Raw genomic sequence first — 14302 nt, forward strand, 5'->3', positions numbered from 1 at the left:
GGGGTTTCGTTGGCCGGTTTTTCACACAGTCTCGCATCCGACATGACCGAGCCGCTGGCGCTGTACGTGCACTGGCCGTTCTGCCTGTCCAAATGCCCGTACTGCGATTTCAACAGCCATGTGCGTGATGAAATTCCCCGCGCCCGCTTTGGTAGCGCGCTCAGGCGCGAACTTGCACATGAAGCGGCGCTGATGGGCGATACCCCTGCCGAGCGCCCGACCATCAGCTCCATCTTTTTTGGCGGCGGCACGCCATCCCTCATGGCGCCCGAGACGGTGGCAGGGCTGATTGCCGATGCCCGCACCGCATTCGGCTTTACCGATAACGTGGAAATCACGCTCGAGGCCAACCCGACGAGCGTGGAGACCGGGCTGCTGCGTGCCTTCCGCGAGGCGGGGGTCAACCGCATTTCAATGGGCATCCAGAGCCTTGACCCCGAAGCCCTGCGCTTTTTAGGCCGCGAGCATGACGCCCCGCAGGCCATCGCGGCACTCGAGACCGCGCGGAACCTGTTCGACCGCATCTCGTTCGACCTGATCTATGCCCGGCCGGGACAGACCGAGGCCGCATGGCGGGCCGAGCTTGAAGCCGCCCTTGCGCTGGTGTCCGATCACCTGTCGCTCTATCAGCTCACCATCGAGCCGGGCACGAAATTCGAGGGGCTGTACCGCCAGGGCCGCTTCCGCCTGCCTGAAGGCGATGACGCGGCACGGCTGTATGAACTCACCGCTGAAGTAGCGGCACGGCATGGCCTGCTGGGCTACGAGATATCCAACTACGCCCGCCCCGGTGCCGAGAGCCGCCATAACCTGACCTACTGGCGCTATGGCGACTACCTCGGCATCGGTCCCGGCGCCCATGGGCGGCTGACCCGCAATGGCGTGACCTGCGCCACCCGCCGCCACCGCGCGCCCGAGCCGTGGGCCGAGCGCGTGGAGCGCACCGGCACCGGCGCTCACCCCGACATGCGGCTCGATAACCGCGACCGCGCACGTGAAATGCTGCTGATGGGCCTGCGCCTGGCCGAAGGCATTGACACCACCCGCTTCGCCCGGCGCACTGGCATGGCTATGCCTGATGCGCTTGATGCCGACATTCTGAACATGGCAACCGAAGAAGGCTATCTGGTGCTCGACCCTGCCGCACGGCGCCTGCGCGCCACCGCCGCGGGCCGCCTGCGGCTGGAAAGCCTGCTGGCCGCGCTGGTGCTTTGAGGCATTAGGCCATACGATAGGGCCATGCATTCAGGGCAGGGAGATTGTCGCGTGTTGTCATCCATCTTTTCGCGGTCCACCCGCCTCGCCGCCACCGCCGCAGCCCTTGCCTTCATGGCCATGCCCGCCATGGCGGCACCCGCCACGGGCGGCCCGGAACTGGTGATCGAGGATAACGACTTCCTTGGCCCGGGCGGGTCGGACCAGCTTTCCACCATTCCGCTGCTGTTCAACCCCGATGTGCGCGTGTTGGGCTTTACGGTGACAAGTGGTGATGGATGGGAAAACGCGGAATCCGCCCATCTGCGCCGCCTGCTGGAAATCATTGGCAAGGCGGACGTGCCGGTGGCCGATGGCGCGGTCTACCCGCTGGTCAACACCCGTGCCGAAATGCGCCTGCATGAGCAGCAGTACGGCGCGATTCCGTGGAAAGGCGCATGGGGCGGCATTGGCTCCATCGACACTGCCCCTGACGTGCAGCCCGCCATCGGGGCCATGAAGGAAGGCGCGCCGCACACCCCGCCCGCAAAGCAGAGCGCCGTGCAGTTCCTGATCGAACAGGTGCACGCCCACCCGCATGAAGTCACGATCGTGGCCGTAGGCCCGCTGACCAACATCGCCCTGGCCATCCGTCAGGATCCGACCTTTGCCGAGACGGCGAAGCAGCTCATCTTCATGGGGGGCATGCTTGATACGAGCATGATGTCGATTACCGGCAACGCGGATTTCGCCTCCGACTTCAACATGATCTTTGACCCCGAGGCCGCCCATATCACCCTCACCGCGCCGTGGAAGAAGATCACGGTGGTGGGCAGCGTATCGAACGACCTCATGCTCTCGCGCGCGTATCTGGGCCAGATTACCAGCCGGAAAACGCCGCTCACCACCTATATCGGCAGTTATTACGACCCGCTGCCCATGTGGGATGAAATGACCACCGCGATTGCCGCCGACCCCACGCTGGTCACCTCCGCCGTCGATGCCCGCATGGATATCGACACAAGTCGCGGCCCGCATTACGGCCATGCCTTTGTGGTGCCTGATGCGCTGGCGCCCAAGGGCAGCCCCATGCGGGTGATGCATATCGTGCGCAGCATTGACGAAAAGCGCTTCCGCGAGACCTTCCTGCACGAGGCGCAGGGCGACCTTGCGGCTCCCGCGCGGTAAGGGACAGGCATGCTGCATATGGTCAAGCTGGCGGTTGGCGTCCATTCCCTTGAGGAACTCGCCGCCCGCCAGTCGCTCCAGATCCCGCCCCTTGATGACCTTGATGGCACCAGCCCCTCGGGCCAGCCATGGTTCCGCACCCGCATGTATCCGCGCCGGGCGGCCGAAATACTTGATGGCGGGTCAATCTACCGCGTGATTGCCGGGCGCATCCTGTGCCGCCAGCGCATTACCGCCATCGAACCCGACACGCGCGATGATGGCGTGGCCTGCGCGCGGGTGGTCATGGCGCCCGAGATCATTCCCGTCAGCCCGCGCGCCATGCGTGCCTTTCAGGGCTGGCGCTACCTCAAGCCCGCAGACGCGCCCCCCGACCTTCTGGCAAACAGCCATGCGGGCGATGTCCTGCCCGAAGCCCTACGCAACGAACTGGCGGAACTGTGCCTGATCTGAACATGCTCCCTGCACCACCCTCCCTGCGGGACATGACGCGCCTGTTTCTTGTCGCCATTGCAGGCCTCGGGCTTGCCGCCTGCGCCACGTCACCGGGCGGGGGCAGCGGCAGCCGCACCCATGCCAGCTATAACAGTTACTACAGGGGCAAGGCCGCCTACCGCCCGCCGGGACCGGCGAGCGACCCGTGGCAGCCCTATATTGCCGATGCCTCCAGCCGTTTTGCCGTGCCGCAGGAATGGATTCGCGCCGTGATCCAGAAGGAATCGGGCGGGCATGAATATATTGATGGTCACCTCACGCGCTCGGCCAGCGGGGCAATCGGGCTGATGCAACTCATGCCGCCCACCTATGCCGACATGGAGCGCCGCAACCACCTCGGCTCCGACCCGTATGACCCGCACAACAACATCCTCGCGGGCACGGCCTATATCCGCATCCTGTACGGGCTGTATGGCGCGCCGGGCTTTCTTGCCGCCTATAACGCGGGCACGGAACGGCTGAACGACTACCTTGAAAATGGCCGCCCGCTCCCCAGCCAGACGGTTCGCTACCTACGCATCATCACCCCCAATCTTGGCAATGAAGTGGCGCTGAGCGGGCCGCTGGCGGTTTATGGCTCCTCCAGCCAGCGGGTCACCTCCACGCCGGCCCCGCTGGGCAATGGCACCACGATCCAGCCTGACCATACCTACGTGCAGTACGCCACGCTGAACCCGCCCGCCCCCGTGCAGCACCGCACGGCCTGCGTGCATGATGCCAACCTTGCCTATGACCCCGGCAGCACCGCCTGCCATACCGATGCCCGCACGGCAGCCGCGGCCGCGCCAAGCGCTGGCGCCGGATATGGGGCATGGATGGTGCAGGTGGGCGCCTTCTCGGCAGAGGGGCAGGCCCGCTTTGCCAACTCCATGGCCCGGCAGGGTGATTTTGCGGCCCTGCAGGGCGCGCGCAGCCTGGTCATTCCGGTCAGGCGGCCTACGGGCCTGATCTATCGCGCCCGCCTGGCCGGGCTTTCGCAATCAGCCGCGACACAGGCCTGCGCTACGCTGAAAAACCAGGGCCTGCCCTGCACCGTCATCCGGCCCGGGCAGTAAGTGATTGAATAAAAGCTTCACCAAAACTTTTATCCGTTACGGCTTATTCAGCGGTCACCACCGGGGCAGGCTGGTTTTCCAGCGTGGCGGGCACGTGTAGCGCGGGCAGGTGCAGTGTTGCGTGCCGCACCAGCATGACCGATGAAAACCCGAGCGAGAGCGTATAATCGCCTGCCGCCACGGCCCAGTTGCCACCTGTCGCGTTCCACTGCCCCGCCAGCCGCAGGCTGACCGGCACGCTGAGCCGCACCGGATGCCCCGGCGTGACCATCACGCTGCGCCAGGCAGCCAGCCTGCGCGGATTGCCCGGCAGGTCGGGCGGGGTTTCAACATAAAGCTGGGGCACGGCCCGCACCGCCGCCGTGCCGGGATTGGAGAGCGTGAAACTGGCATTGAGGTGATTACCCTCACGCGTCACGTGCAGTTCGCTCAACGTCAGCCGCCCACGGGTCGACAGCCCATAGCCAAACGGAAACAGCGGCACGACATGCGCGCGCTCGAAAGCGCGGTAATTCGCATCGACCATGCCCGGCGGGTAAAGCCCGCCGGTCAATGTTACCGGCAGATGACCCGAGAAATCCTGCTGCCCCGACAGGAGCGCCGACAGCGCGGGCGCGTATTCATCGCGCCATGTCCAGCCCTGCACCACGCTATCGACCGCATCGAGCCAGGGCATCTGCCTGTCGGGGTCATCGGCGGTCAGCACCACGGCCACATGGCCGCCAAGCTCGGCCAGGGTGGTGATCATCCGGTTATCGTCATTGCTGGCGCTGAGCACCAGCGTGCGGGCCGCCTGCGCGCAGGCGGGCGGGAGCGTGCCCGTAGCCCCCGCGCCATCAGGCGCGACAACCACCGTCACATTCAGCCCGGCATGGCGCAGCCCGTCGGCCAGCAGGTCGGCAGGCCCATGCATGGCGGGGTGCACCAGCACCAGCACCGGGCCAAGGGCGGGGTCAAAGGGCAGGACACGATTCTCGTTTTGCAGCAGCACCGCGCCCTCGGCCTCCACATCCCCCACCAGCGTATCGACCGGCGGGGGCTGCACGCCGGTGCGGGCAGCAGCGAAAGGCGGCGGATGGTCAAGACTGCCCGCCATGTAAAACGAGGCCAGAATATGCGTAACCATGGCCTGCACCTGCGCGGGCCTGATATCACCATCGCGCACGGCCTTGCGCAGCATCTCGCCCAGCACGTCGGGCCTGTCGGGGCTGACCTGCTCCATGTCCACCCCCGTGGCTACAGCATTCAGCGCGGGCGCGGTGTCGGCGCCATGCACGGCGCCAGCGGGCACGGCATGCCCCGACAGGTCGCCTCCCGGCACGGCCATGATCATGCCGGGAAAATGCCATGCCTCATGCACCATGGCCTCCAGCCCCGTAACCTCCTGGCACGGGGCCATGCCGCCACACAGCATGGCCCCGCCATGGGCCACCTCCAGCGCCGTGGCCACGCCCAGCAGGCTGTGGGGCGCAAGGTCAGCGGCCCTGACCGGCGCGCTGCGCTCGGGGGCCGCGCCATCGGCGCGCACCTGCTCCTCACGCACGACCGAGCCAAAGACCGGCAGCACATGGCCCGATAAAAGCCCCGCCCCGATCATGCCCGCCATGCTGCCCGCCAGCACCTGATCCTCGCCGCCCTGCAACCGCCCCGAGGGCAGTGTATCCACGCCGCCCACGCGCAGCACCGCGCGGCCATGCAGCCATTCCGCCCGGGCGCGGGCCACGCCCGCGCGGCGGGCAAGGTCGGGATCCCATGTCGCGGCCAGCGCCAGCCACGGCAGCATGGGCCGGGCCGCGGCATCACCGGGTTGCACGGGGGTGGCGAAGGTTGGCATGCGCAGCACCGGCAGCCCCAGCCGGGGCACGCCCGGCCAGGCCAGCAGGCCGGGTGCGTCCTCTGCCCCGGCGGTGAGCGGCGCAGGACGGGCCTGGAGCACGGTCTGCTGTTCGGCGGGTTGCAGGCGGGCCGCCATGTCCGCCGCACGGGTGCTGGTCGGGCTTGCGGCAGCCGCCACCGCCGCCTGCGCCGGAGTGGCGGGAAGCAGCCCGGTCATGAGCAGGAAAGCGACAGAGCCTGTAAGCGCGTGTTTCATCATGTTCCGCAGCAGTTGGCGTATGGGTCCATTTTTGCGCTTCAATGGCCCGATTGTCACGCAGGGCACGGTAAAGTGCCCATGCGACTTGGCGTGACAGGCGCGGCAGGATATGAAGAAGGATAACGCGACAGGCCGCAACGCCCCTGCCCGGCATGCCCGCCGGTGTCCGGGCGCGTGGCCGGATCACCACATGCGGGGGCCATCCCCGGCGTCCACAGAGGCATCATGACCCTTCGCCCGTTCCATCCCGCTCCCTCTGCCGCCCCCTCGGGCCGTGCCCTGCTGCCACGCGCCGCACTCCCCGCCCTGCTGGCCGCCAGCCTGCTGGCAGGCTGTGGCAGCGCGCCGCAACACGACAAAAGCGGGCTGGCCGTGCCCCAGAACCGCCTGCTGAAGGAAGATCGTGGCGCCAATGGCGGCTCCACGCCGCTGGAAAGCAACGGGGTCAACGCCTTTTTGTGGCGTGGGGCGCTCGATACGCTGTCCTTCATGCCGTTTGCCTCGGCCGATGCGGTAGCAGGCGTGATCCTGACGGACTGGTACACCCCGCCCGCCACCAAGGATGAACGCTTCAAGATTACCTGCTTCGTCCTCTCGCGCAGCCTGCGCTCGGATGCGGTGCGCGTGTCGGTGTTCCGCCAGGCCTATGAGGACGGGCAGTGGGTCGATACCCCCGTTGCCGCCAACACCGTGTCTGACATCACGGCCCGCATCCTGACCCGCGCCCGCCAGCTCCGCACCGATAGCGGCCAGCACTAGGCCGCGCGCTGTTATCAATCCCGGCCGGGTAGCGCGCTGCCCGGCCCTTCTGGCAGGCGCATGCCGCCCGCCCTCCGCATACCGAACCAGAAGAAGATGACCGAAACCAGCACCCCACCGGACAACGCCACCCCCGCCTATGATTTCCACACGGCCGAGCCGCAGTGGCAGGAACGCTGGGCGGCCTCGGGCATCTTCGACGTGCCAGACGTGCCTCCCGCCGACCGGCCCAAATATTACGTGCTGGAGATGTTCCCCTACCCGTCAGGCCAGCTGCACATGGGTCATGTGCGCAACTATACGCTTGGCGATGTGGTGGCGCGGTACAAGCGCGCGCGGGGCTTCAGCGTGCTGCACCCGATGGGGTGGGATGCCTTCGGCCTGCCCGCCGAGAACGCGGCGCGCGAGCGCGGCGTGCACCCCGGCAAGTGGACGATGGACAACATCGCCGCCATGCGCGCCACGCTGAAGCGCCTTGGCTTCTCCTTCAACTGGGACCGCGAGATCGCGACCTGCCTGCCTGAATATTATGGCAAGCAGCAGAAGCTGTTCCTCGACATGCTCAGGGGCGGGCTGGTCGAGCGCCGCGAAAGCTGGGTCAACTGGGACCCCGTGGACAATACCGTGCTCGCCAACGAGCAGGTGGTGGACGGGCGCGGCTGGCGCTCAGGCGCGCTGATCGAGCAGAAAAAGCTCTCGCAGTGGTTCCTCAGGATCACCCAATTCGCCCCGCAACTGCTTGAGGGCCTGTCCACCCTGCCGCGCTGGCCCGAGCGCGTGCGCACCATGCAGGAGCGCTGGATTGGCCGCTCGGAAGGGGCAAAGGTCCGCTTTGGCCTGCACGCGCCACCCGCGGGCTTCGACACCGATCTTGATTCGGTCGAGGTGTTCACCACCCGCCCCGACACGCTGTTCGGCATGTCCTTCCTCGCCATTGCCGCCGACCACCCGCTGGCGGCCAAGGTGGCTGCGGGCAATGCGAAGGCGCAGGAATTCATTGCCGAATGCCAGCGCCTTGGCACATCGGAAGAGGCGATCGAAACCGCCGAGAAGCGCGGCTTCGACACCGGGCTGCGTGTCAGCCACCCCTTCATGCCCGATAAGTCCTTCCCGGTCTGGATCGCGAATTTCGTGCTGATGGATTACGGCACGGGCGCTGTATTCGGCTGCCCCTGTGGCGACCAGCGCGACCTTGACTTCGCGCGCAAATACAACCTGCCTGTCACGCCTGTCATTTTGCCGCCGGGGGCGGAGGCCGCGACCTTCACCATGACCGACAAGGCCTGTGACGGCCACGGCACGCTGTTCAACTCCGGCTTCCTTGACGGGCTGGACACGGATGCGGCGAAGAAAGAGGCCATTACCCGGCTTGAAGGCATGGGTATTGGCCAGGGCGTGGTCAACTGGCGCCTGCGCGACTGGGGCATCTCGCGCCAGCGCTACTGGGGCTGCCCGATCCCCGTCATCCACTGCACCGATTGCGGCGCGCAGCCCGTGCCCGATGACCAGTTGCCCGTAAAGCTGCCCGAGGACGTGACCTTCGACCGCCCCGGCAACCCGCTGGCGCATCACCCCACCTGGAAGCACGTAGCCTGCCCCAACTGCGGCAAGCCTGCCGAGCGCGAGACCGATACCTGCGACACGTTTGTGGACAGCTCATGGTATTTCGCCCGCTTTACCGCACCCAACGCCGCTACCCCCACCCTGCCTGCCGCCGCCGATGGCTGGCTGCCGGTGGACCAGTATATTGGCGGCATCGAGCATGCGATCCTGCACCTGCTCTATGCCCGCTTCTTTACCCGCGCCATGCACGAGACCGGGCACCTGCATGTGGATGAACCCTTCAACGGGCTGTTCACCCAAGGCATGGTCAACCACGAAAGCTACCGCGACGCGGATGGCAACTGGCTCTACCCCGAGGAAGTCGAGCGCAGGGGCGATGGCGCGGTGCGCCGCGACAACGGTGCGCCGGTCACGATCGGCCGCGTGGAAAAGATGTCCAAGTCCAAGCGCAACACGGTAGCGCCCGTGGCCATCATCGAGCGGTTTGGCGCGGATACGGCGCGATGGTTCGTGCTGTCTGACAGCCCGCCCGAGCGTGACATGGAATGGACGGAATCCGGTGTCGCAGCCTCCGCGCGCTTCCTGCAGCGCCTGTTCCGCCTTGTGCGCGCCGTGGCCGAACAGACCCCGGCAGATGCCCCCTGCCCCGCCACGTTCTCACGCGCGGCTGATGGCCTGCGCCGGGCCACGCACCGCGCCATTGCCGCCGTGACCGAGGCGCTTGAAGGCTTCAGCGCCAACGTGGCCGTGGCCCGCCTGCATGAACTCACCTCCGCCCTGGCCGAGGCCGAGAAAGCGGCAGGCGATGACGGCATGGCCTTTGCCCGCCGCGAGGCCGCCACCATGCTGGCCCTGCTCGCCGCCCCCATGGTGCCCCACCAGGCGGAAGCGATGATGGCGCTGCTCGAGCCGGGCGGCCAGCCCGTGGTGGAACGCGCCTGGCCCACCGCCATCCCTGACCTGCTCAAGGCCAGCGAACTGACCATTGCGGTGCAGATCATGGGCAAGTTGCGCGGCACCATCGCCGTGGCCCCCGACCTGCCGGCGGACAGGGTGATCGCCCTGGCCGAAGCCGAGCCGAACGTGGCCCGCCTGCTTGAGGGGGCGCGGATCGTCAAGCGCATCCACGTGCCCGGCCGCATCGTCAATTTCGTGGTTGCAAAATAGACATGGCCATTCCCGTCCGTCGCACCGGCGTGCTGTGCGCCCTGCTCATGCTGGCAGGGTGTGGCTTTTCCCCGATGTACAAGACAACGGGAAGCCATATCGGCCCGGATGGCAAACCCACCACCGCCAATGTGCTGGCCGAACTCAAGCAGGTCTATGTCGCGCGCATCAAAGAGCGCTATGGCCAGCTGCTGCGCCAGGCCCTGCAGCAGGATATGGGCGGCGCCGGGCCGGAAAACCCGACCGGCTACGTGCTGCGCATCCGCACCTACCTGATGAATGAGGCCGTGGACATCCACGCCGACAACACATCGGGCCGCACGCGCACCACCGCCTTTGCGCACTGGACGCTGGAGACCGTGTCCAACAACCCGGTCACGCTGGCAGGCGGCGACGCCTCGGTGGTGGATGGGGTGAACAACAATTACGAGCAGTATTTCGCCCAGACCCTGAACCTTGAAGGCGTGCGCGCCCGCGTGGCCAAGAACCTGGCCGAGCAGATCACGCAGGAAGTGGCCGTGTGGTTCCGCACCCATGCCAAGCCCGCTGTCAGCGGCTCGGTGCGGGGGCAGAACCAGCCGCGCTACATCGACCCCAACGGCATCATCAACCCCAATAACCAGATGCCTGCCCAGCACCCCGCAGCCGATGGCCTGCCCACCATGGCCACCGGCCGCACCGATGCCCAGCTGAACGAGGAAAACAACGGCGGCATGACCATGCCCGATGAAAACGGCCCCATGGACAACACGCCAGACACCACCATGCAGGCCCCTGCCCGTTCGGGCCGCAGCCCATCGGCATTGGAGAACGATGACATGTCGGGCATCAGCATCGGGGGGAACGAGAACCAGTGAAGATCGACGCCCGCTCCGTCAGCACGACCCTGAACGCGCCCGGCGCGCTGCGGGCCATCGTGCTGCATGGAGATGATGCCGGGCTGATCCGCGAACGGGCCACGACGGCGGCACGGGCCATCTGCCCCGACCTGAATGATCCGTTTCGCGTGGCCATGCTGGGCCACGAGGACCATGACCGGCTGGAGGAGGAAACCACTGCCCTGTCCCTGACCGGGGGGCGGCGCGTGATCTGGCTGCGCGAGGTGGGTGACACTGTGCTGGCCGCCCTGCAACGCTGCCTGGCGCAGGAGTCCGACACGCTGGTCATTCTCGAAGCGCCGGGCCTGGCCTCGCGCTCGAAGCTGCGCGCCTTTGCCGAAAAGGACCGCCATTGCGGCGTGATCGGCTGCTACCCCGAGGAAGGCCGCGCGCTTGAAGGCGCGATCCGGCAGATGCTGGCGGGGCATAAGGTGGACATTGACCCCGATGCGCTGGGCTGGATGGTCGAACGCGCGGGGCCGGACCGCGCCGCCACCCGCAGCGAAGTGGAAAAACTGGCCCTGTTTGCCGGTGCTGGCGGCAGGCTGGGGCTGGAGGACGTGCGCGCCTGCGTGGGTGATGCGGCTGGCGTGTCGCTGGAGGATGCGGCCTTTGCCGCGATGGCAGGCGAGCGCGAAGCCGCCGATGCCGCTGCCGAGCGCGCGCTGGTGACCGATGGCAGCAGCCCGGTGGCGCTGGCGCGTGTGCTGCTGGCCCATATTCACCGCCTGCGCCGGGTGCGGCTGGCCATGGATGGCGGGATGGGCCGCGCGGAAGCCATGCGGCAGTTGCGGCCGCCGGTGTTTTTCAAACGCACGGACAGTTTTGGGCAGGCACTCAATGCCTGGTCGGCTGCCGCCCTGCTTGAGGCGGCACAGGATACTCAGGCGCTGGAGCTGGCCTGCAAGCAGACCGGCAGCCCCGACATCGTGCTGGGGCTGCGGCATGTGGCCCGCCTGTGCGGCCTTGCGCAGAAGGCGCGCAGGCGGCGCTAAAGGGAAAATTGCCCTTGCCCGCACGCATGGGCTCGGTTAGAAAGCTGGCAGTATGTCCGCGTAGCTCAGCCGGATAGAGCACAGGATTCCTGGTTTTCAAATTGGGCGCCATGACGGGAAACCCCATGGCGGATCTGCTCAAATTCGGGGAACGCTCTGGCGAAAGCCGTGCCAATCCCGAGCCAAGGCCGGTTTATGCCGGCAAGGTGTAGAGACTGGATGGGCAGCACCTGTAGACCGCACGCGGTCCATGGTGAAGGGACAGTCCAGACCACGAACGCCATGCTCATGGCGGCGGTGAAAGCCGAAGTGGTATGAATCCTGGGGCCGTGGGTTCGAATCCCGCCGCGGACATACCCTTTCAAGTGGTACTTGAAAAAAATAACACAAAAAACGGCAGAAAACAGCCATTCCTGATATGGCCTTAAACAGGCCGATTTCGTCCCCTGCCCGTTTGCAGGCCGGGTTCTGTTGTCATGTCAGGGCCGCGACAACATGGTCCTGACAGATGCGCAGTTCGGCCCCGCAGCAAACCATACGTCCTTTCGGATGATGAAGGGCTGACCCTTACTCAATCCCAGGAACTGTTTGAAAACAGTTCATTGGCAAAAGGGAAAAAATCTGGAGGCTGCCGTTTCAAACAGCCACTCAGACAAAACCGTGGGCCGCCTGCCTAGCTGGAGGGTTTTTTCCTGTTTTTCATCATCGCTGGCATGAGCTTGCGCGGTTTGCGAAACCACGTTTCCAGATCCGTGGCAGACATGGGCTTGGCAAACAGATAGCCCTGCAGAACATCGCAGTGCAGGCTTTCAAGCAAATCATACTGGACCTCAGTCTCCACCCCCTCGGTTACAACCGTCATGCCCAACCGGTTGCCAATACCGATCACTGCAGTTGTAACCGCCTGCGCATTTGCATCGTGCTCCAGATTCATGATGAAGCTGCGGTCGATCTTGATTTCGGTCAGTGGCAGCCGTGTCAGGCGCGACAGGCTGGAAAAGCCGGTGCCAAAATCATCCATCGACAGGCCAACCCCCAGCTTACGAATGGCGGCAAGGACGTTCATTGTCTCCTCGCTTTCATCCATCATGACACTTTCCGTGATTTCAACGGTCAGCCGCTCGGGCGAGAGGTCATATTTATGCAGCAGGTCCGCGATCATCGATACGAGCGAACGGTTATGGAAATGCCCAGCCGAAAGGTTGACCGAAACAACCGGGATATGCACGCCATCACGGTCCCACTGCGTGATCTGGCGGCACGCTTTCTCCAGCGACCATCGGCCGATCGCCTCGATCTGCCCTGTTTCCTCGGCTACGGCGATGAAGCGGGAGGGAAAGATGTTGCCAAGGGCGGGATGGTTCCACCGCGCCAGCGCTTCCACGCCATAAATCTCTCCTGTCCGGGCTTCGATCTGAGGCTGGTAATGCAGGTTGAGCAGCCCCTGGGAGAGGGATTCACGCAACGCACTGCCCAGCACGAGCCGGTCCTGTGCATCCTTGCTGTCGATCGAACTGACCAGGCGATAGCTGCCGCGGGCTTCCTTCTTGGCCTGGCGCATGGCCATTTCGGCATGGCTGATCAGGGATTCGCCATCGGGCCCGTTTTCGGGGAATGTCGCGATACCGGTGCTGAAGGAGGTCGAGAGATGATTGCCCCCGACTTCCAACGGGTGGTGCATGGCGTCCGCCACCATCTTGATGAAGTCGACCGCCGTTTCGGCCGTGGCATTGGGAATGATGATGACAAAATCATCCCCGCCTGAACGGCTGAGGATATAGTTGCTGCGGCACAGCGTTTTCAGCCGCTCGGCAATGACCTTGAGGAATGTATCACCCTGTATGTGTCCCAGCGCATCATTGATGTCCCGAAAGCGATCAAGATCCAGCAGCAGCACGGCAAAATGGTTGTCGCCAGGCCGGCTGATCATCGACTTGAGCAGCTTATGCAGCGATGAACGGTTCAGAAAGCCGGTCAGCGGATCATAATTGGCGAGCTGTGAAATATGCTGCCGGGCCTCATACTGCTCGATCACAACACCACAGAACGGTACCGCGCCCGATACGATCTTCTGCGGCCAGTCGGCCACCTTGTGCTGATTGCGCGAATACAGCGCCAGAATGCCGGAAATACGCCCGTTGGGCGCCCTGATGGCCGAAGCCCAGCACTCATGCAGCCCGAGCGAGATACCGAGCGAGCGATAACTTTCCCATACAACGGAATTCGCTTCATCCAGATCATTGGCCAGGGCGGTGATATCTGCTTCCGTGAGAATCATATTCTCCAGCGCCGTCATGAACCGGCGCGGCATGCCTGAGCCTGACAGAACCTCCAGGCGGTGCTCTGCCGTGAGCTGCATCAACACGGCAACGGTGTTGGGCACGAACTCTTCCACACCCTGACAGACCAGATCCGCCACGTCCTGTATCAGCATGTCGCCTGACAGAGAGCGGAAAACCTTGTTCTGCAGGTCAAGCAGCTTCCTGCGGTGGCTCTCTTCGGTGACCCCTTTCATAAAGGCCATGTAGTATCGTTTCTGATCCTTGCCGATCAGTGCCGTGGAGATGGACATCTCGGCCGAGACATAATCGCCGTTCTTGCTTTCAAACGTGATCTCGCGTGATGTGCCTACAATGCGGTTGAGGCCTGTCTCGCGGTTATGGGCAATAAAACCATCATGATCCTGGCGATAGGGCATTGGCACGAGGCATTTGACATTGCGCCCCTTTACCTCAGCCTCTGTATATCCCCAGAGTTGTTCTGCCGCTTTGTTAAAAAAGACAATGCAGTTTCTGTCGTCAATAATAATAACGCCATCGCGGGCCTGCTCCAGCATATCCATGCAGATATCTGAATTTACGTTTTCGCTCGTTACAGGAAATATTTCCTTTCCCATGCGATATATCCTCAGTT

10 protein-coding genes are annotated in these 14302 nt (G+C 64.8%); 8 read left to right on the top strand and 2 right to left on the bottom strand.

What is annotated here, in order from left to right; genetic code table 11:
* Positions 1 to 42: 42 nt before the first annotated feature.
* The 4 genes from hemW to R5N89_RS11750 all read left to right on the top strand — a co-directional run bounded on the left by hemW (position 43) and on the right by R5N89_RS11750 (position 3932).
* Complete coding sequence (hemW, locus tag R5N89_RS11735; protein ID WP_110569469.1) at positions 43 to 1215, top strand: radical SAM family heme chaperone HemW; 1173 nt, start codon at positions 43 to 45, stop codon at positions 1213 to 1215.
* Between the two features lie 114 nt (positions 1216 to 1329).
* Positions 1330 to 2382 (top strand): nucleoside hydrolase, encoded by a 1053-nt coding sequence (locus R5N89_RS11740; RefSeq protein ID WP_244192212.1) that lies wholly within the window; start codon positions 1330 to 1332, stop codon positions 2380 to 2382.
* Positions 2383 to 2391: 9 nt separating this feature from the next.
* The gene (locus R5N89_RS11745; RefSeq protein ID WP_110569471.1) at positions 2392 to 2835 is read left to right on the top strand and encodes a DUF1489 family protein; all 444 of its coding nucleotides are present in this window, start codon (positions 2392 to 2394) and stop codon (positions 2833 to 2835) included.
* A gap of 32 nt (positions 2836 to 2867) precedes the next feature.
* Complete coding sequence (locus tag R5N89_RS11750) at positions 2868 to 3932, top strand: lytic transglycosylase domain-containing protein (protein ID WP_110569472.1); 1065 nt, start codon at positions 2868 to 2870, stop codon at positions 3930 to 3932.
* Positions 3933 to 3975: 43 nt separating this feature from the next.
* On the opposite strand, the gene R5N89_RS11755 is transcribed toward R5N89_RS11750, so the two are convergent.
* Positions 3976 to 6024: a glycoside hydrolase family 3 C-terminal domain-containing protein gene (locus R5N89_RS11755; RefSeq protein WP_110569504.1), complete on the bottom strand. Its 2049-nt coding sequence runs from the start codon at positions 6022 to 6024 to the stop codon at positions 3976 to 3978.
* A gap of 228 nt (positions 6025 to 6252) precedes the next feature.
* Between R5N89_RS11755 and R5N89_RS11760 the strand changes: the two genes are divergently transcribed.
* From R5N89_RS11760 to holA, 4 genes are all read left to right on the top strand, one after another.
* A complete protein-coding gene (locus R5N89_RS11760; protein WP_110569473.1) occupies positions 6253 to 6786 on the top strand; it encodes a DUF3576 domain-containing protein in 534 nt (177 codons plus the stop codon).
* Positions 6787 to 6882: 96 nt separating this feature from the next.
* The gene (gene leuS, locus R5N89_RS11765) at positions 6883 to 9516 is read left to right on the top strand and encodes a leucine--tRNA ligase (RefSeq protein WP_110569505.1); all 2634 of its coding nucleotides are present in this window, start codon (positions 6883 to 6885) and stop codon (positions 9514 to 9516) included.
* A gap of 2 nt (positions 9517 to 9518) precedes the next feature.
* On the top strand, positions 9519 to 10373 hold the full coding sequence (locus R5N89_RS11770; protein WP_110569474.1) for a hypothetical protein: 855 nt from the start codon (positions 9519 to 9521) through the stop codon (positions 10371 to 10373).
* A complete protein-coding gene (holA, locus tag R5N89_RS11775) occupies positions 10370 to 11389 on the top strand; it encodes a DNA polymerase III subunit delta (protein ID WP_110569475.1) in 1020 nt (339 codons plus the stop codon). Before R5N89_RS11770 ends, holA begins: the two co-directional genes overlap by 4 nt.
* A gap of 673 nt (positions 11390 to 12062) precedes the next feature.
* On the opposite strand, the gene R5N89_RS11780 is transcribed toward holA, so the two are convergent.
* Positions 12063 to 14285, bottom strand: a complete 2223-nt coding sequence (locus R5N89_RS11780; RefSeq protein WP_110569476.1) for an EAL domain-containing protein — start codon at positions 14283 to 14285, stop codon at positions 12063 to 12065.
* Positions 14286 to 14302: the final 17 nt, after the last annotated feature.

Source organism: Komagataeibacter sucrofermentans DSM 15973 (genome assembly GCF_040581405.1).
GTDB lineage: Bacteria > Pseudomonadota > Alphaproteobacteria > Acetobacterales > Acetobacteraceae > Komagataeibacter > Komagataeibacter sucrofermentans.

Excerpts from the sequence above, each read along its gene's own strand:
- hemW (WP_110569469.1), top strand. The coding sequence starts at position 43 with ATGACCGAGCCGCTGGCGCTGTACGTGCACTGGCCGTTCTGCCTGTCC.
- R5N89_RS11740 (WP_244192212.1), top strand. The coding sequence starts at position 1,330 with ATGGCCATGCCCGCCATGGCGGCACCCGCCACGGGCGGCCCGGAACTG.
- R5N89_RS11745 (WP_110569471.1), top strand. The coding sequence starts at position 2,392 with ATGCTGCATATGGTCAAGCTGGCGGTTGGCGTCCATTCCCTTGAGGAA.
- R5N89_RS11750 (WP_110569472.1), top strand. The coding sequence starts at position 2,868 with ATGACGCGCCTGTTTCTTGTCGCCATTGCAGGCCTCGGGCTTGCCGCC.
- R5N89_RS11755 (WP_110569504.1), bottom strand. The coding sequence starts at position 6,024 with ATGAAACACGCGCTTACAGGCTCTGTCGCTTTCCTGCTCATGACCGGG.
- R5N89_RS11760 (WP_110569473.1), top strand. The coding sequence starts at position 6,253 with ATGACCCTTCGCCCGTTCCATCCCGCTCCCTCTGCCGCCCCCTCGGGC.
- leuS (WP_110569505.1), top strand. The coding sequence starts at position 6,883 with ATGACCGAAACCAGCACCCCACCGGACAACGCCACCCCCGCCTATGAT.
- R5N89_RS11770 (WP_110569474.1), top strand. The coding sequence starts at position 9,519 with ATGGCCATTCCCGTCCGTCGCACCGGCGTGCTGTGCGCCCTGCTCATG.
- R5N89_RS11780 (WP_110569476.1), bottom strand. The coding sequence starts at position 14,285 with ATGGGAAAGGAAATATTTCCTGTAACGAGCGAAAACGTAAATTCAGAT.